We start from the raw sequence: 18,501 nt of genomic DNA, 5'->3' as shown, positions 1-18,501 counted from the left end.
TCGTTTTGTCATCTTAGACACTCCTAGTAAATTGTTAAGATTATTATACTTTATAAACTCCCAATTCACTGTGTCCATAATTTAGACTAACATCATTTTATGTGCCATTGTCATATTGGCATAAATGTACCCATTAGCGGTGCCAGTCAAATCTCCACTATCTAATTTCTTCATTAAGTCTTTATAACTATTATCTAAAAATAAGCGGTTTATCCCAAAATTTCTATAATTAGATCATAATATCTTTCTTGTTAATAACAATTCTTTAATAATTTTATCTAATTATGACATTTCAGTATTTTCCGTTTATTCAAAAGTCACATCCCCATAATTTTAAAACACAAGAATACACAACTTTACACCTATATAGATAGAGGATTTCCTACCCTATAACACTTTAAATATACATTTACTTTATCCTTCAAACTTTATAAAATGAAATTATCGGAGGGATAATAATGTCTTATAATAGATATATTAACTTTAGTCTAAAAGGTATAATGCTGAGCTCAATAGTAGTAAGTTTATTTTTACAAATTGATGAAAAAGAAGCAAAGGCTGCTTCAAATAAACCTTTAAGCATTGCGGGAACAACAGAGCCTGAAGATAATGGAGTAATTTATATTACTGAGGGTGTTTTAGAAAGAGGATATGAAATCTTTTCAAGTCCAAATTGGGTGACAGGTGACAATTCGCCAAGGAACTACTCTGATCCAGAGTTAAAAGCATTAAAAGAAAATCAGGAACCCAAGCAAACAGTAGTCCAACAAACACAGAAATTATCTGTAGAAAAGTACAAAGACTATGATTCAAATACGTATTGGGCAAAGGATATGAAGTGGGCAATTGACCAAGGTCTTATTACGGGGTATCAGAATCAAAAGCATCCTTCACAGCCATCAAAAGGGGTAGGAAATTGGATTGATCCATATGGAAACCTAACGGAATACCAAATGCTGAATGTTATGCTACGTTACCGTGATGGAACTCAATTTGAATCTGCCAAAATCGCAATGAAGGACAAGACAGCTACAAACTTCGCGTATGTAGAGTATCATTTAGCTAACATCCACGGTATCATGACAAAAGGTTCTACATCCAATGCCAACTTTGCTAAACAGCAAGTGACACGTGGTCAAATGGCTCAAGCATTGGTTTCAATGCATTATGGAAAATCAGTAACACATCAGCAAGCAGTAGATTTCATGTATGCAAATGGTCTTACAACAGGAGGCAATCCATCTAGGGGGCAAACACTAGAAAACTTTGGAGCAGACACAAAACTTGCAAGAGCACACATCGTGGCATTTATAGGTCGTTACAACGATGCAGTCAAAGGGGGGCAACTAAAGGATACACTCAATAATCCACCGGAGTAAAGTAACTAAAATCAGTCACTAAAGAATCAGTAGCAGGAAATGAATTCATCAAATTCGCACCTACTAAATCGGTAGAAAAGTTGAATTTTATCAAAATTATGTAATCAACTATGCCTGTAAAAAAGGGGTACGATATGTACTCCCTTTTGCTTACCTAAAGCCACTCCTTTTATTAGGAATGGCTCTTTTTCGAAACTTACTTTTCCCCTAAAACTTCCTTATGCAAATCAATTAACAGCCTGAAGGGGTTATCCCATAGATTAAGTTCTTTTCATAAGCTCATCTGACAAATCGCTTTAACAGCCATTAGGTTCCACAATAGATCACGTCTTAAAAAAGCACGTTACCTCAATAAATTATTATTCTTTTGTCAAGAACAGACTTGTTTTGCACTTGATTTCCTAAAATATATAGCTTTTTCAAATTGGGCAAATTGACTAAAGATTCTACATTTGTAATTGCGTTATTTTCCAAATGAAGCATCTCAATTTGTTGCCAATTCTCCATAAAACTTAATGATTGTAGTGAGCTATCCTGCATTGTAAATGAACGTAGAGCAGAAATGCCAGCAAAGTAAGGCATGACCTTATCAACTTCGTGCAACCATTCACCATTACCTATTTGGAAGGAACTATCATTCAATGTTAAATGTTCCAGTATGTTGTTGTTAAAAGGGTTTTTACTATTAAATCGAAACTTACACTCATAACAATTTATCGTTTTTACATGCTGTAAATTAAATAACTCACTCGTTTCATCGTAAAAAGATGTCTCATTAAAATTTAATGTTTGTAGATTTGGTAGACGATTTAAGGCACTAATACCTGTAAAATCGCTATACTCCATCGCGGTAAGCTGTTCTAGCTGTGGATATTTTAGTAACTGTGCTCCATTAAAATACGACTCCGACCCTCTAATATATACAGTCAAGTTTTTTAAAGCAGGTGCCTCTAATTTAGAAATGAAAGAACTTGTTAATTCCGCTTTTTTTAAATGAGGTGCTACAATTGATGATATTTCGCCACTATAACCAATTATTGATAAATCGGTCAATGAAGTCAGGCTATTCACAATATCAAGTAAATCTAATTTATAAAGAGAAGTTAAACGCAGCTTAGTTAATGACGACTTATCTCGAAGGCGCTCTAAATTCGTAATATCCATATTTTCAAGATCAAGCGATTGCAGGTTGGGCATGTTTTGTATAAAATCAAGCGTTTTTAAATTTTTTACCGATGTAAGCTTCAATTCTTGTAGTTGATTCAATGAGTAAAACGCGCTAAAATCTGTCGCCTCACTCATATCTATTGCTAACGATTCTAAATCTGTTAATGAAGACAACCACTTTAAATCATTGGTATAACTTAAAGACAATGATTTTAATGACAGTTGATTCAGCAGATGGAAGTCTGTAACCGTCTCGGTCAAATAAGAAATCTCAAGTGATCGAAGATTGGGAAACTCTAATAATAATGCAAGTTCATCATTACTTCGAATTTGAACAGAGAGCTCTACAACGTTAGACTTATCACTAAAATATTCGGCAATTCTACTAAAAGATTCATTAAAGCTACCTGTATAGCTTTTTAAGTTTTTCAGATGTCGAAAGCTTACTTTTTCACTCTGAGATATTTCATATTCATTCATGAACTTCAATACAGTCAGTCTAGTAAAGGCTTCAAAGTCCTTTTGTTCGATTTTTTGAGTATTTAATATCTTATCCATAACAATATAGTTTGAAATTTCAGCCTGCTTATTCGTAAAAGGGTCATCAAAGCTGTAATCAAAATGCCACTGATTATCAGTATAGTAGGTAGTTAAATAGCGGATGCTTGCTATTTCTTCTTTAGTCGGCATCGCTTCACCTTTATTAAAAATATCTTTTAAAAAGAACAAAAGAGCTTCGCTTTCCGGCATAGTTCGAACAGGTATTTTTTCATGGTTACCATATTCAGTTTGATTATTGCTCAAAAGAAAATACCCAAAGAATGCACAAATAATTACGATTGGCACAATTAAAAGCGCCTTTAGATTCGTATTTGGATGTGTTTTTGTTTTAGGAGGAGTTGTTCCATAATAATTATTGATCGTCTGATCAACATAATAGACATTATTCTCCTTCAACATTAATTCAGTTTCACAAAAAGGACATCTAAATGACTGCCTCTCTTTATATTCGATTTTCCCATTACAATTTGGACAATTTAATTTAATAAGTCCCATTGGCGCCCTCCTAGTCAACCATTTTTGTCTAGCCAATAAAATGTTCCCAACCCAAATATATTTATTTTTCAATAAGCTTAGTTGTCTAAAATAAAAATGTCAATATTTCCTTTATCCCTAAAATCCCCCTGGTTTACGTAATAAATGTAAGAGAGACGATGACAAGGTATATGTCGTCGTCTCTTCATTTTGTTTTCTGTTAATTGGAATGAACAATATCATTCCACAAATAATAAATGGAATGGAAGTAGAGTCGTTTTGGTCAAAATATAGTTTATCCTTGCTAACTACCTAATTTCCATCTCTTCAATGTAAAATTCCCTTTTTCCTTGCTTCCTTCAGCCAAATTGGGAACTCATTTAGAAGACGATTATATAGCTCTTCATCTGATATTTTATCTAAATCATCTAAGGCAAAAAAATTAGCATTATCAACTTTTCGTCCCGGCAAATTATCCAACTTTCGAAGAACTCCATAATTCGCATTTCCTAGCCCAACAAATTGCCAGAATAGATTTTGTTTAGAAGCATCCACTAATATTTTTGAAATCTCTTTATCTTTATATATTCCACCATCGCTGAAAAATATTATATATGATGGCATATCTTTTCTTGGTTCATTTTTTACATAATGATGGATAATATCCTTCATAACAGGAGGCTCATTATTATCCATACCTAGACCACCTAATATTTTGGGTCCAGGATATGTTTGTTTAATATAATCCTCAAAATCTCTCTCTGTTACACTTTTCGCTTTCATAAATTTAGACCCAAAGAACCAAACATCTAATTCACCATTGTCGTCCATACAGGCAGCGACGGCCAGCACACGCTCAAAAGCACGTTGAATGGTACCATTTCGATATAGCTGTGTCATAGAGCCTGATGCATCAAAAACAACTGCTACACGTGATTTCTCATATGCAATTTTCTTCTTTTCCAACGAAATTGAAACTTTTCTTTTCAGTAAATCAATTTTTGTTAAATTAACTTCTTGAACAGGTTCACTGTGAGGAACAGATGGAGCTTCATGCACTTCAGGCTCTTCAATCTCCACTCCATACGATTCAGCTAAAGGCTTTAACCCACCATTAAATCCTCTACCAATCGCTCGGAATTTAAATTTTGTTTGGTGTCGATATACTTCTGCAAGAACCAATGCCCTTTCTTCAGTAGCATCATCGATTTGATAACAAACTTCTCCGTGCGTTCCCTTTACAGTGATACTTAGCCCTTGAACTGTATCAAATGCTGAATTTCCTTCTAATGTTGCTGTAAAAAAACAATGCTGTATAGTGGGTGAAAGCTTCTCTAACTGAATAGTAAAAACCACTTTATTCATGTCATTTTCTTTCAACCAAACACTTCGTTCTGGATCTGTTTCTTGGTTATAAAATATCATATAATCATCTGATGGAACTTTACCATTAGCAGCTACTAAAAAAGAACTAACATCTAATACAGACGCAGAGTCCCATCGCACTTCCACGGTGATACTACCACTCTCTGAAAGAATCGTATTACCACCTTTTTGTAGAGAAACAATGTTAGCCATATCAAAACCCCTTTATACTGTTATTATCCCATCCCTAAATCTATGTATATTTTCAAATTTTATATAGTTCTAGCCTACTTATAATCATTTATTGGTCCTTTATCCATTATAACTTCTACCATATTTGAAGACCCCATCCTAAGTTTCGGTCTACGCTCTGAATTTGGTGTACTATAAAGCTCTAATGGGCTGATAATAACTCCATCTTGCGTATTATGAAGTATTCCGGGAACACAGGAATAAATTCTATCATTATTATTTGCATTCTTGGCGAATATTGTAACGGAGGTTCCATTATGATTGTCTATACTTATGGAAACCTTGTATCTGTAGAATGAGCCTGTGCCATTTGACTGAGCAGAGTAAACCACAGGAACAACTGCAAGAATATTATTATTTAACCTTAATTTGATTACTTCTGTCTTGGTGGATCGACTATCTCTCCCAACATCCCCCATATGTTCGACAGCTCCATTGCCAAAATTCCTCAGTGGAGGTGTTCCTTTCGCCCCAAACATAGCTACATCTATCTGCTTACCATCCTTTGTATAGACTAAAGCATATATATCATAATCTGTACCCGTCTTCCAAGATACTGTAGCTGTAATTTCTGGTGTTTTATCAATGATAACTGGCCTTTGACCTTTATTCAGACTTATCTTACCCTTTACCTTTTCAAGGTTTATCGATGACAATATGTTTTGTTTTTTCTTATTCTCAGGAACAGTTAGGGGTTTATCAGGTTCTTGCGGTGTATGTTTTTTTATAGTTTTAGTATCAGAAGGCTTGTTTTGCTCATCAGGTTCAACCTCAACACCGTAATTATCACATAACCCTTTAAGCCCAGAATCAAATCCACGCCAGATTGATCTTGCTTTTGTCTGACCATTCCTTAGATATAATTCTAATACTACAATTCCATTTTCATTTGCGAAACTAAATGGGGTTAACTGAATAATAGTATTATCGGAACATATCTCTGCCTTCAAATTTTTCACATTTGAAAATCCTGTACTATTATCCTCTGTAAGAGTTATAGCTATTTTAGTAATACTTTCAGGAACTTTACTCATGTCAAAATTAATTTTATGTACTTTTGTATTGCCTACATTCTCAGATGGTATAAGCGTAGCTACACCAGAAGAACTCTTTGGCTGATTATAAAAAATAATTCCGCTATCTCCTTGTACCTTGCCTGAGTCAGTTAAAAGGAAAGCTGTTAAGGAAATATCGATCGAATTAGACATTTCGTAGCTAACTGTAACAGTACCTTTTGGAGAACTTAAAACTGTATTTGCTCCCATTTGAAGAAATTGATTCATTTAAACCTCTCCTTACGCCTATCTATTGATAATCTAAGAATTTCATAAAATTACACTCTACATTTTTGAAATATTATGTATTTTTATAGTATCATAAAATTAGTAAATGCAACCAAATACAGAAAGCTATTTCTTGATTTTTAAGTAAAAATACTATAAAAATTTTTCGTTTTAATTTAGTAGATTTAGATATCAAACACTTAAACATAAACAGAGGTAACGAAAAAGTCGCCCCTATTTAGTATTGAAAGGCGACTTTTAATATAATTGATATAATTAACTAGATTCACATGAATTTTTTTCATATAAATTGACTTCATACTAGTAGCAAATATTAACGACAAGCATCGGCTTTATTCGGACTCAGTACTGTTATTGTTTACTACGCCTTTAGGCTCAACCAACATGATATGGCATTCCTTTTTGGCGAAAGGCTTTTGATCGACCCCTCCCGGAACAATAAACATCTCTCCCTTGGAGATTTTCACCTGACCATCACGAAAATCAATGAACATTTCTCCTTCGATTACAATGAATACCTTATCTGCGCCTTCATGATTGTGCCAGATAAAATCCCCATCTATCTTAATCAACTTAAATAGAAAATCATTTATTTCACCAACGACTTTCGGTGACCAGAGCTCGTTGATTTGAGATAGCTCCTCATTCAGATTAATAGCTTGATAATGCATACTCATCTCTCCTTATTTTTTGATCTTTATGATGCCATTTGTTTTCGGTGATTTTTTCCTCTTACTTATTTAAGACATTCGTTATATTTTGCAAAGCGTATTCGATAGCTAATGGACCACCAGTAATCGCAGATGTGTCCATTAAATGGATATTACCTTTCTTTACAGCATTTAGATTATTCCATACATTACTTTGTTTTAAGCCATTCATTAATTTTTCCTTCTTCGTAATGTCACCTATAAGGAAAATATGATCTGCTTGAACAGTTGAAATTCCTTCAAACGAAGTAAATTCATTATTAGTGCCTTTAAATGTATCATCTGGTGTAAGCCCCAGCCCCTTTTCTTTATCAAACGCAAGTGTATAAACTGGATTTTCTTCACCTAGAACATTAAAAGTTTTTCCATCCCAAGACAAAATAAGTGCTACTGACTCCCCTTGAATGGACTTTAATGCTTTACGCCCATTTGTAATTTCTTTCATCATTTTTTCAATTACATTTTCTGCTTCGTCTTCCTTCCCAATAATCTCGGCTACAGTTCGAAGTCCATATTGCCAATTTTCATAGATGTCCTTGGAATTTAATGTAATGATCGGTGCAACTTTTTCAAGTGAATCATACAATTTTTCCTGATGCTCTGTTGCTAAAATAATATCAGGCTCAGTAGATAGAACTTTTTCAATACTAGGAGACAATTTATCACCTAATTCTTCTGCTGAATCCATTTTTCCATTTAAATAAGATAACGAAGATAGATACTCTTTATCAGTAGTAGCAGCAGGTGGCTCACCTAATGCAACTAATATTTCAGGATAAAAGTACCATAACGAGACCACTTTTTTTGGCTTTTCTTCGATAACAATTTCTTTACCTAAGGCATCCTTAAATGTTCTTGGCCAATCAGTTGCATCTACATTAACTGCCGATGTAGTTGATTCTTTATTATCAGCAGGTGTTTCATTACAACCTGCTAGTATGCCTGCTAATAATAGCATTGAGATTAGCAGACCTTTAATCTTTAGCATTCAATATTCCTCCACCATAGTATTTTCTTTGGTATGACATTAGTATAGTAAAGGTAATTTTAGAATTGAATGGATGCCTGTTGAAATTAGCATGGATTATTGATGAACTTCTCTCGATATTCAGTAGGAGAAATACCGAATTGTTTCTTGAACACTCTACTAAAATAAAAGGGGTCAGCAATCCCAACAGTTTGCGCAATTTCTTGTACAGGCGCATCACTTGTGAATAGCATTTCTTGTGCCTTGTTTATACGATATTTTAATAAGTATTCTGCGGGTCCCATACCTGCATGTCTTCTAAATACATAAGAAAGTCGATTTCGATTAACGTTATTTTGTTCTACAAGCGATGCTATTGTAAGGCTTTGATAATAGTATTCATGAATATAATTAGATACCCGTTCGAATAAAGCATGCGATTCACAGTTATTTTGCCTATTAGCAACACATAATAAGGCTTCATTCAATACATCACGAAAAAGCATTTCGGTCTGAAACATCGAAATGCCACCACGCTGATTATACACATGCCAAAGACGCATAATTAATTCGATTAGACGGGGAGATTGTCCTGTTGATAATTCAAAATGCTGATGGGAAAAGCTTGACTCTTCTAGTTCAGAATTGCATATCCTATATTGAACAAGAATATATTCCCAATTGATATTACTGAAATTTTCTTGATCTAGTTTCATATTTGCACCCCCATGCACAACTTTTCCTGGCGAAAAGATATAAGGAGTACCATTAAATTGAAATTGTATCTTCCCTGTAAGCGGAAATACAAATCCAGGAAAGGAATCTGTAAAGTCGGCGTAGGGCACACCTGAATCTCTAGAATATCGATATACTCCCTCTACTTGAAAAGGAGTGTGTGCTAAATGCACTGCTAACTGATTAACATCGATTTCCATATTGCATACCTCATCTCAATAATAGTGAATCCATCAAAAATCTACCGCTGGAATGCGGAAAGGTGGCAAAAGAACACTCGCCTATTTTCACATTATCGATAATGATTATCATTGTCAATGTAGACAGATCAGAACTACGAGTATCATAAAATGGTTCAAAGCTAAGAGCATTTTGAACAATGTTTTCAAAATCGGTGTTTCCATTAATATTATGAGTATTTTCTTGGAGCAATTTCGCTCATCTTTAACCTTTTTCTTATCAAGTATGGAGATCAGGCATTAGTAGCTTACGAAATCTCATCACATTTATTGCAATTTCCTGAATTTATTCTAAAAAAAGACGATGACAAATTATGCCCGTCATCGTCTTTTCGTTTAATTCTCTGTTAATTGTAATATGCGATACAATAGTGTAGCGAACTGTGCACGTGTTAATGGTTCATTCGGATAGAAGTAACCATTATCCCCTAGTACAATGCCTTTTGCGGCCAATGATTTACGTGATGTCGATATGGCTAATGAGATTAATAAATTAAATAAAGATCGCATTTTATTACAATCTTCCCAAGCCATGATGGCTCAGATCAATCAAATGAGCCAAGGGGTTCTGAAGTTATTAGGTAATAATTAAAATAACAGCACCATTTCTAAAATGTACCCTATAAGATAGACAGTTAAAAAAGTCTCTCTTACTGGGTACTTTTATTTATAATGAACATCACAACTAAATGGAGCAGAACTTATGTCAAAGAAACTATTTACTGATCAAGAACAAATATTACTCAAAATACATCCTTATGTAAAAGCTGTTAGTGAAAAAGGGACAACTTACACAGATGAATTTAAGGCAATAGCGATTGCGGAATATGAAAAAGGAAAATGTTCACGTGAAATCTTTGAAGATGCAGGCTTCTATATCGAACTGGTAGGGATTCACCGAGCAAAATCAGCTTTAACACGATGGCAAGTAGCCTATGAAGAAAAGGGTGTGTCAGGGCTTTAAAATACACGCAAATATCTTACATAGGTGCTATCTTTTAATACTCTTTATTGATAATAATGAGTCATTTGGAATTCCAACCATGTGATTACTTATGATACGGTTCTCCAATCTGAATCTAAATAAGGTTCTTACTGATTTATCCTATAAAATAGGCTTTGAGAATTGTTAAGATAATTCCTATGGAAAACCCGCATATAGCTCCATTCACTCGTATCCATTGCAAATCCTTACCAATGTTATTTTCCATCATATTGATAAGAGTCTCATTATCCAATTTTTCCAGATTTTCTTTAACAAGAACTCCTATTTTTGAATGGTTCTTATCAAGGTAATATAAAATTTGCTTTTGAATCCAATTTTCAATACTTTCCATTTTTTCAGGTGTCTCTTGTATGCTATTTATAAAGTTTTGAATAAATGAAATCACATACCTGTCAATAAATTCTTCATCTTCGACTAGAAGGATCAACTTTTTCTGTAGTTGCTTTAAAATCTCAGTAATTTGATCTACCGGGCTCCAATTGTTTACTAGTGTATTCTTCCAATTATTTATTTCAACCATTAATTCTTCCTTATCTTGTATACTCTCTAACTCTTCACGAATTCGAGAAAGGATCAAATGCCTATATGGATTATCATCTTTTTGTAAAAGAATGATTTTTTTAAGAATGAATGGTTGAAGCATATTTCCTAGCTTTTCCTCATTTATAAAATTTCTAAAAGAACTAATTGCCATCTTTAAAAAGCCATCTGCCTCGATATTATCAAGTAATTGTTTGGCCATTATTCCTATTTTTCGCTTTGTCTCTTCTTTAGACATCCACTTTTCGATTTCAATCAAGATATAGTTCAAAGCTTTTTCATCTAATTTTCTGTTTAGTGCTTGAGTAATTATAGATTGAAGAAATTTTTCTACTTTTAAAGTATGAAGATATTCCTTTAACTCCTTTTCAATAAATAGAGCTATTTTTTCTAAATTTACAGAGTTGATTATTTCATTAAGAATCGAACTGATTCTTCTTTTCAAAGTTACTGATGACAATTCTTTCTCAGCAATTTGTATGAGTTTATCTGCAAAATTAATTTGTTTGATTTTCTCTTTAATACTGTCTTTAGTCAGCCAATCTTTTTCAAGCATGGAGATAAGAGCTATAATCATTCTATCTCGGTTTTTTGGAAGCAATGCGGTATGTGGAATAGGGATGCCCATTGGATGGCGGAAAAGAGCAGTAACAGCAAACCAATCTGCCAGTCCTCCAACAAGCCCTGCCTCAAATCCACCTTGCAATAATCGCCCAGTAAAGGTTTCTTGAAAAGGAATTGTTATAAGAAAACCAGCACTCATAACTCCTAAAGAAATTTTCGCTAAATAATTTGATTTCTTTCCTTTTTTTTTCAATGTAATTAACCTCTTAAATTATTTTTATTACATATTACATTTAATCAGATTTTAAATTTTAGAATATACTTTTATTGATTCTCTTTCCTTGTTACAAAAATCGCCTTTACTTATGATAAGGTCTCTGATAAATAATCTTTCTTGTAATATGTGCATTGTAAATTATAAAGATTATCTATTAAAGTTTACCTGAAAAATTAAGCTTGTATTCTTCTTTATATTTATTTTTAAATAAAAGTACTCTTAATAAATTTAGTTCAACTTGAGGATTCACTTCTAAAGAATATCTTATTTTATAGAAGTACTTATATCCACTGACCTAAATGACATACCGATGAATCGTTTAGGCTGATTTTTAAAGTAAATCAGTGCTCTACTTCTAAAATCGTTCTATAACTCTTTTCATGAAACCTTCAGCTGCTTTACTCAAATATTTGTCGTTACGATAGAAGATATCAAGCTCTCTCGTTGGTGCATTTTCAATTGGTATTGATCGAATACCTATCGATTTGAAGTTTTCGATAAGTTGGCTAGGTTGAATAGTAGCACCGATGTCTTTTTGAACGAGTTGAAATAATGATGTAGCCGAGCCAGTTTCCATAACACTATTAATCGTTATTCCTTGTCTATCACACCATTTATCGATTAAGTCACGACCACATTTCCCTTGAGGATACATGACAAGTGGTATATCTACCAACTCTTCTGGTTTGATGCTCTTCCTTTGAGATAAGTCATGATTTTCATTCACAAATAGACTGTACCTCTCCGTATAGAATGGAATACGTTCTAAATGAGGGTCTGCTTCTACCTTTAAACCAATGCCAATATCAACTTCATTACCTAGCACTTTTGTTAAACTTTCTATTGTCGGAAACACTTGCACTTTCGTGTTGGGAAATTCCTTTCGAAAATCAATTAAAATCTCGGTTAAACGATAATCAAGATCCGAAGGCAGTATTGCGATGCGCAAATGTCCCTTGTTTAAATCTATCAAATCAGAGATAGCTTTCTTGGCATTTTCTAAATCTTGAATAACTTGTAGAGCATAGTGCTCAAGTAACTCACCGGCTTCCGTTTTCACTGTTTTTTTACCAATTCGATCGAATAATGGTGCCCCTATTTCCCCCTCTAGAACACGTATCTGCTGACTTAACGTCGGTTGAGAAATTCCCAATTTAATAGCAGCTTCAGAAAAATGTAACTCTTTACATAGCATAAGGAAGTAATTTAATTGTCTAATCTCCATATCAACTTCTCCTTTTCTATAGCCAAAACCTATTGTTTGTATAGAAAAAATAGTATTGAACTATTATAAATCAAATTTTACAATGAACGTATTAAGAAGGAAAGGAACTTAGGTAGGATATTGTGGTGAAAAATTATCAGAAAAGGGGTTTACAAATATGAAGAACAAATATGTTGAATTGATGGAAAAGAGACGTTCAATTTACGCCCTAGGAAAAAATGTAGAACAGACTGAAGAAATACTTCAAGAAACTATTATGGAGGCAATAAAGCATAGTCCAACTGCTTTTAACTCACAAACCTCACGAGCAGTAATTTTATTTAACAAACATCATGATAAATTATGGGACCTAGTCGAAGAAAAGTTACGCTCAATTGTTCCAGCAGAAAACTTTGCCCGAACAGAAGAAAAAATAGAATCTTTCCGTGCAGGCTTCGCGTCCATTTTATTTTTTGAAGACCAAGACGTCATCCAACAGTATCAAAATCAATTCTCTCTATACGCAGAACAGTTCCCTATCTGGTCTGAACAAGCAACCGGAATTGCGCAGCATTCTGTATGGATGGCATTAGCACAAGAAAAAATAGGTGCCTCCCTTCAACACTACAATCCACTTATCGATCAAAATGTGAAAGATGAATGGGGAATTCCGGATCATTGGAAATTAACTGCACAAATGCCATTTGGAAGTATTGAAGCAATGCCAAGTGACAAAGAATTTTTGGCAAATGAAGAGCGCTTTAAAGTGTTTCGCTAATATACCTTAAAACTTTAATCCGTGGTAGTTGTCTTTATCTCCCACCTAACTACTTTGCCTATAGCTAATTTTTGAGGTGGGGGTATTACTGCCCGATCATGCGGGATAAAAGGATTGGAGTCTTCGTAAAATGTCTAAAAAAACAAAAGCTTATTTCGCTGCAACCATGTATGCACTCATCATCGGCTTTTCATTTATGTTCGTAAAACTGAGCCTTGTTACCGCTTCACCGCTTGATACACTTGCATACCGCTTTTCTGTAGCTTTTATCATCGCTACTGCTATTATTGTCTTGAAAAAGATTCGCTTAAATGTGACAAAGAAGGACGCATGGCGGATTCTTCCGTTAGCTTTGGTTTATCCTACTTTGTTTTTCACATTCCAAACGTTCGGCCTAGTATACGCCTCTTCTTCAGAAGCTGGTATTATTCTAGCTACTGTACCAATTTTCACACTGATTTTAGCAGCAATATATTTGAAAGAACATACAGTACCATTACAAAAGGCCTCGGTGTTATTATCGGTCTCAGGTGTCATTTTCATTTTTGTTATGAATGGAGCAGATACAGGTTCACAAAGTATAAAAGGAATTGTCCTTATGTTACTGTCAGCCCTTACTGGTGCTTACAATACCGTTTTAGCACGTAAACTTGTGCAACATTACTCATTTTTCACGATAACTTACATTATGACATTCTTTGGCTTCATCTTTTTTAACATTGTGGCTATTGGAAATCATATGATAATGAAAACGATGCATCAATTCATCGAACCATTTTCAAGCGGAACGTTTATCATCGCTATTGTTTATCTTGGAGCACTTTCATCTTTAGGAACTTCTTTTTTCTCCAATTATGCACTTTCGCAAATTGAAGCGTCAAAAATGAGTGTCTTTAATAATTTAGCAACATTAATTACAATTATTGCTGGCGTCCTTTTCTTAAACGAAACGATTCAATCCTATCATATTTTCGGTACCATCATTATTCTCCTAGGTGTTTTAGGATCAAACTATAACGCTAAGCAAAAAAGTGAAAGAGCTTATGTTACTACTAGACAAGCAAATGATGAATAACCAGAAGTCCGAAGATAACGTACATTTATCTATGAGTGTGAGCCAGATTGTTTCAACTAATGACACAAAGCGAAAACTGCTAACGTGATTTGTCTCAACAAAATTACGATACATGCGTTTTCGCTTTTCTATTAGTCCAAATGATAAATATTAAAAATTACTGTGTTGCTTTATCTACCTCGTATTGATAATTCATTCCCTTATTATTCGTTTTCGCATATTCAATGATATTTTCCAATTTTTCAGCTACTACTTTTTCTTTGCTCACACTCAAGTAGCTTGCAGCACTTGGTAAATCTTTAAAGTGGAAAAGCTTCCAACCCATGATTCCTTTGGCTGTTTCATCATTATTAAATTTTACAGTTACTGCATTTTCAACTGCAATCCAGTTGTTTAGACGGGGCGCTGTTGCACTATAATCACGAAGATATTTATTAGTAAATGCTATACCATTTGCATGTTCTTGATGATACATACATCCAATTCTACAAAAATAATGAGTGTTTCCTTCTTGGTCAATGGCTTTTGCAGAATACACTTTATTTGGGTCAGTGTTATGAAGATCCATACGACATACTTCACAGTGTACACCTGTTTGTGTTACTTCTGTAAATTCAGAAATTCCGTCGATAGTAATTGATTTTATGGATTTATTCCCCGCCTTGTCCTCAGCATAAACTGTATAAACACCATTTTTTAGTGCGATAATTTTATCTTTTTGATTCGCATTTTGTAATGGTGCTATTCTTGAACCTTTATCAACGAAGTATTCTACATCTTTATCTCCATATGCCCATTTTTGATCTTGAATCCCAGTATCATCAGTAGTTGAAATTTGTATTTTTTTACTTACTGCTGTTGTATCACTTTCAGAAATTGAAAGTGTTATTGCTGGTGCCGTTTTATCAATATTTGATATTGTGATTGATTTTGTTCTTTTATTACCATTATTGTCTAAAGCATAAACTGTGTATGTTCCATTTTTACTTACTGTAAATGAGGTATCTGTTAAGGTTGTCCCTGCAATTGAAAATTTATTTGCTGGCTTTGTACCAATTGCCCATTTTTTCAACGTCACTTTTTTATTATCTGTAATATCTACATTCACTGTGACATTTGTATTTGTTGGCTCGGTTGTGCTCGCATTTAATACAATACTGGGTGCTTCTTTTTTATATTTTTCCTGGGCACTATTCTCAATTGTATTTAAATTAACCTTTTTTAAGGTTATGTTGTTTTTTGTTTTATAAGCTTTAATATATTTATCTGCATCTGCTTCTTTTGAGAAATAAATATTTTTTGAAGCATTAGTTTTAACAATCGTTACTGAATCTAACGCAACCCATTTTTTTGTACTATAATCCTGTACTTTTTTTGTGAATGTAACCCCTTCATTTAATTCATCATATAGCAATGAAAATACATTCTTATAATAAACTACTTCTCCATTTTTAATAGCTTGGACATCTGTAGTGGCTGCAAATACAATTGAATTTTGATTACTATTCAAAAATGCTATTAAAATTACAAATATAAGCAATCCAAACCGTAAATATTTTTTCATTTTTTATATTTTCCTTTCTGAACTTATTGTGTTTTTAACTTTACCTATTGATATTTCTGAACACTCTCTTTTTGAACAGTTTTAAACGGGACAATTTCTGTACCTGAATGTTTAGCAATATAATCTTTCGCATCAGCTGCTTTAGCAAAATATATATAACCATCGTCCATTGGTGAAACTAGCGATGTTTTAACATAAGTCGCCTTTTCAGCTTGAACCCACTTTAATGTTTTGTAATCACGAACATACTTTTTATTGGTTGTTTTATTTTTCACCTCATCGTATAAAAGGCAACCGATGTCATCGTAATAAACCACCTTACCTTTCTTTTTAATTGCTTGGGCAGAAAAAACACCCATTTTATCTTTCTTTTGGTACACCACCATATTACAAAATGCACAATTTGTATTATCAGGTACATCTTTTTCTAAACTTGATTGAGCTGCCTCAGCATTCATTTTGTGCTTACCTATAAAATCTACAGAAATGATACTTAACAATATAAATCCTAAAACGAATAGTTTTTTCAATGTTTACAATCTCCTTTCAATTTCCAATAATACGGCACAGATGTGAAATAAGTTGAAAGTAACTGTGAAATAATTGAAAAATATATAAAAAACAGGAATTGATAAGGTGTATTATTAAATATGGCTCATCATCACAGCTTGAGATTGACCTTCTAGCAATTAAAGGATTTTACAATTTAAAAGCGAAAACTCACGTATTGTAATTGTTGTCAAGACAAATTACGTTAGGAGGTTTCGCTTTGTGTTATCAGTATATTAAATTTATTTTACAATTTTTCATCAAAAAGGACCCTAATGTATTTCAAGTAAAAGTCATAGGAAAATATGAGCTTCCTTACACAATAGTGAACGTTGGTTTACGCATTTGCAACGGAACAACTTGTAAAAGAAAAAGCATAAGCTATTAGTTTGTGGAATATGAGTCAAAACCCTCTGCTACTTATGGTGAGGTTCTTCGTGATGGATATTAGTGAGGTTTGCAAAGATTGAATTTAGCTTTCTTAAATACCACTAAAATTACTATATAACCATTTTAAAATTTTTATATTTCTTGAAAGTCGATATCAAAATTCAGCAGTTCTATTCTGAAGTTCATCAAAGGTTTTATTTAACCATAAAGTAAACTTTTCTTTCTCCTCGAACTGTGGATAATGAGCTGACTCTTCAAAAATAACAAACTCTTTCACTGGTGCTTCCATGCTACCATAGTATTTTTTTGCAGCATTTACAGACGTCATATAATCGAATTTCCCCATTACAAAAAAAATAGGCAAATCCACTTGATTTACAATCTCCGTAATATTTTGCTTTGCCCCTTCGTTCAACAATGCTTCTTGTGTAACATGGACCCCTTTTAGATAACGAATTACATCTAGCCCATTATATTCAGGGTTAAAAAGAAATCCTGTTAGATAATCTGTATTATCATCAATAAGTCTTGCCGCACCTCCATATTTACGCACGAGATTTCTCGGTGTCTGAACTTCTCCCTTTTCAATCAACGGTTGAAGTAACATTAGTTTCTCTATATCATCTGAATTTCCTTCTTGTTTTGCCTGTTCCAGTGTAAATTCTAAACTGTCCAACTCACTTTGAACTATATCTGCTACTTGCCCAATACCTATATACCCATAATATTTCTCAGGTGATTTATCGATAGCTTTCATTCCAATATAAGTGCCAAAAGAATGTCCGACTAATAAAACCTTTTCTTGGTTAAACCTCTCCAAAATGTAATCAGTTAATGACAATAAATCTTCAACCAGTAAGTCAGTGGTTAAGTTAGAATAGTCTTCTAAAAAATGATAGGATTTTCCACTGCCACGCTGATCATAATGTACAATAGTAAATTGCTTTTCAAGGTCTTTTTGGTATTTTCTTACGTATGGAATTTCGGAGCACGCTGGGCCACCATGAACAAAAATGAGAATCGGATTACTTGAATCTATTCCTCGAATCATAATTTCATGTCCAGTTCCGTTAATTTCAACCTGTTCCAGCGTACTTATGCTTTGCTCCCCTTTAATAGGAGGTGTCCATGTAGGAAAAAATAGACCGGGTAAAACAATTAACAAAGTAATTATTAAACTAAACCTGAATATTTTAGTTCTACTCTTTCACATTCTATTTCTCTCCTAACCGCATAGCCATATAATATTACTCATTACTATCCCCCAAACTTCAGAATAGTCAAAGGTATTTAAGCTATAATTGATTTATTACATGAGTTGTTTCTAAAAACCGCACTTACTCGCTGCTTATTTATATTATTATAGCCTAGTACAAACCTGATAGAAGTCAAAGACAAGTA

At 33.5% G+C, this 18,501-nt stretch carries 17 protein-coding genes; 5 read left to right on the top strand and 12 right to left on the bottom strand.

Features of this window, described 5'->3' with window-relative positions:
* The first annotated feature begins 458 nt into the window (after nt 1-458).
* Nucleotides 459-1,379, top strand: coding sequence for a hypothetical protein (locus tag ACQKIM_RS12065; protein ID WP_427543952.1), 921 nt, complete (start codon nt 459-461; stop codon nt 1,377-1,379).
* Nucleotides 1,380-1,727: 348 nt separating this feature from the next.
* On the opposite strand, the gene ACQKIM_RS12060 is transcribed toward ACQKIM_RS12065, so the two are convergent.
* From ACQKIM_RS12060 to ACQKIM_RS12030, 7 genes are all read right to left on the bottom strand, one after another.
* On the bottom strand, nt 1,728-3,602 hold the full coding sequence (locus ACQKIM_RS12060; RefSeq protein WP_427543950.1) for a leucine-rich repeat domain-containing protein: 1,875 nt from the start codon (nt 3,600-3,602) through the stop codon (nt 1,728-1,730).
* Between the two features lie 306 nt (nt 3,603-3,908).
* Nucleotides 3,909-5,159, bottom strand: coding sequence for a vWA domain-containing protein (locus tag ACQKIM_RS12055; RefSeq protein ID WP_427543947.1), 1,251 nt, complete (start codon nt 5,157-5,159; stop codon nt 3,909-3,911).
* A gap of 74 nt (nt 5,160-5,233) precedes the next feature.
* Entirely contained in the window at nt 5,234-6,481 is a 1,248-nt protein-coding gene (locus ACQKIM_RS12050) for a TerD family protein (protein ID WP_427543944.1), read from the bottom strand.
* A 353-nt stretch (nt 6,482-6,834) separates the two neighbouring features.
* Nucleotides 6,835-7,173: a cupin domain-containing protein gene (locus ACQKIM_RS12045; RefSeq protein ID WP_427543941.1), complete on the bottom strand. Its 339-nt coding sequence runs from the start codon at nt 7,171-7,173 to the stop codon at nt 6,835-6,837.
* Nucleotides 7,174-7,234: 61 nt separating this feature from the next.
* Nucleotides 7,235-8,200: an ABC transporter substrate-binding protein gene (locus tag ACQKIM_RS12040; protein WP_427543938.1), complete on the bottom strand. Its 966-nt coding sequence runs from the start codon at nt 8,198-8,200 to the stop codon at nt 7,235-7,237.
* A gap of 86 nt (nt 8,201-8,286) precedes the next feature.
* Entirely contained in the window at nt 8,287-9,114 is an 828-nt protein-coding gene (locus ACQKIM_RS12035; protein ID WP_427543935.1) for a helix-turn-helix transcriptional regulator, read from the bottom strand.
* A 375-nt stretch (nt 9,115-9,489) separates the two neighbouring features.
* Entirely contained in the window at nt 9,490-9,663 is a 174-nt protein-coding gene (locus ACQKIM_RS12030; protein WP_427543932.1) for an S-layer homology domain-containing protein, read from the bottom strand.
* Between ACQKIM_RS12030 and ACQKIM_RS12025 the strand changes: the two genes are divergently transcribed.
* Together ACQKIM_RS12025 and ACQKIM_RS12020 are read left to right on the top strand one after the other, a co-directional pair.
* Nucleotides 9,590-9,745: a flagellin gene (locus ACQKIM_RS12025; RefSeq protein WP_427543929.1), complete on the top strand. Its 156-nt coding sequence runs from the start codon at nt 9,590-9,592 to the stop codon at nt 9,743-9,745. The genes ACQKIM_RS12030 and ACQKIM_RS12025 overlap by 74 nt on opposite strands.
* A gap of 111 nt (nt 9,746-9,856) precedes the next feature.
* Nucleotides 9,857-10,117, top strand: coding sequence for a hypothetical protein (locus ACQKIM_RS12020; RefSeq protein ID WP_427543926.1), 261 nt, complete (start codon nt 9,857-9,859; stop codon nt 10,115-10,117).
* Nucleotides 10,118-10,253: 136 nt separating this feature from the next.
* On the opposite strand, the gene ACQKIM_RS12015 is transcribed toward ACQKIM_RS12020, so the two are convergent.
* On the bottom strand, nt 10,254-11,462 hold the full coding sequence (locus ACQKIM_RS12015; RefSeq protein ID WP_427543961.1) for a DUF445 domain-containing protein: 1,209 nt from the start codon (nt 11,460-11,462) through the stop codon (nt 10,254-10,256).
* Nucleotides 11,463-11,895: 433 nt separating this feature from the next.
* Nucleotides 11,896-12,765 carry a LysR substrate-binding domain-containing protein gene (locus tag ACQKIM_RS12010; protein ID WP_427543923.1) on the bottom strand — a complete coding sequence of 290 codons (870 nt, stop codon included), beginning with the start codon at nt 12,763-12,765 and terminating at the stop codon, nt 11,896-11,898.
* Nucleotides 12,766-12,922: 157 nt separating this feature from the next.
* On the opposite strand from ACQKIM_RS12010, the gene ACQKIM_RS12005 reads away from it, so the two are divergent.
* On the top strand, nt 12,923-13,522 hold the full coding sequence (locus ACQKIM_RS12005) for a nitroreductase family protein (RefSeq protein ID WP_427543920.1): 600 nt from the start codon (nt 12,923-12,925) through the stop codon (nt 13,520-13,522).
* Nucleotides 13,523-13,652: 130 nt separating this feature from the next.
* Entirely contained in the window at nt 13,653-14,597 is a 945-nt protein-coding gene (locus ACQKIM_RS12000) for a DMT family transporter (protein ID WP_427543917.1), read from the top strand.
* Between the two features lie 157 nt (nt 14,598-14,754).
* Here the strand turns inward: ACQKIM_RS12000 and ACQKIM_RS11995 are convergent, their stop codons facing one another.
* From ACQKIM_RS11995 to ACQKIM_RS11985, 3 genes are all read right to left on the bottom strand, one after another.
* Nucleotides 14,755-16,161, bottom strand: coding sequence for a nitrous oxide reductase accessory protein NosL (locus ACQKIM_RS11995; RefSeq protein WP_427543914.1), 1,407 nt, complete (start codon nt 16,159-16,161; stop codon nt 14,755-14,757).
* A gap of 44 nt (nt 16,162-16,205) precedes the next feature.
* Nucleotides 16,206-16,691 (bottom strand): nitrous oxide reductase accessory protein NosL, encoded by a 486-nt coding sequence (locus ACQKIM_RS11990; RefSeq protein WP_427543911.1) that lies wholly within the window; start codon nt 16,689-16,691, stop codon nt 16,206-16,208.
* Between the two features lie 563 nt (nt 16,692-17,254).
* Nucleotides 17,255-18,274, bottom strand: coding sequence for an alpha/beta fold hydrolase (locus ACQKIM_RS11985; protein ID WP_427543958.1), 1,020 nt, complete (start codon nt 18,272-18,274; stop codon nt 17,255-17,257).
* Nucleotides 18,275-18,501: the final 227 nt, after the last annotated feature.

This window comes from Lysinibacillus sp. NPDC047702, assembly GCF_050272555.1.
Lineage (GTDB): Bacteria > Bacillota > Bacilli > Bacillales_A > Planococcaceae > Lysinibacillus.
This window is presented reverse-complemented; position numbering and strand designations above follow the sequence as displayed.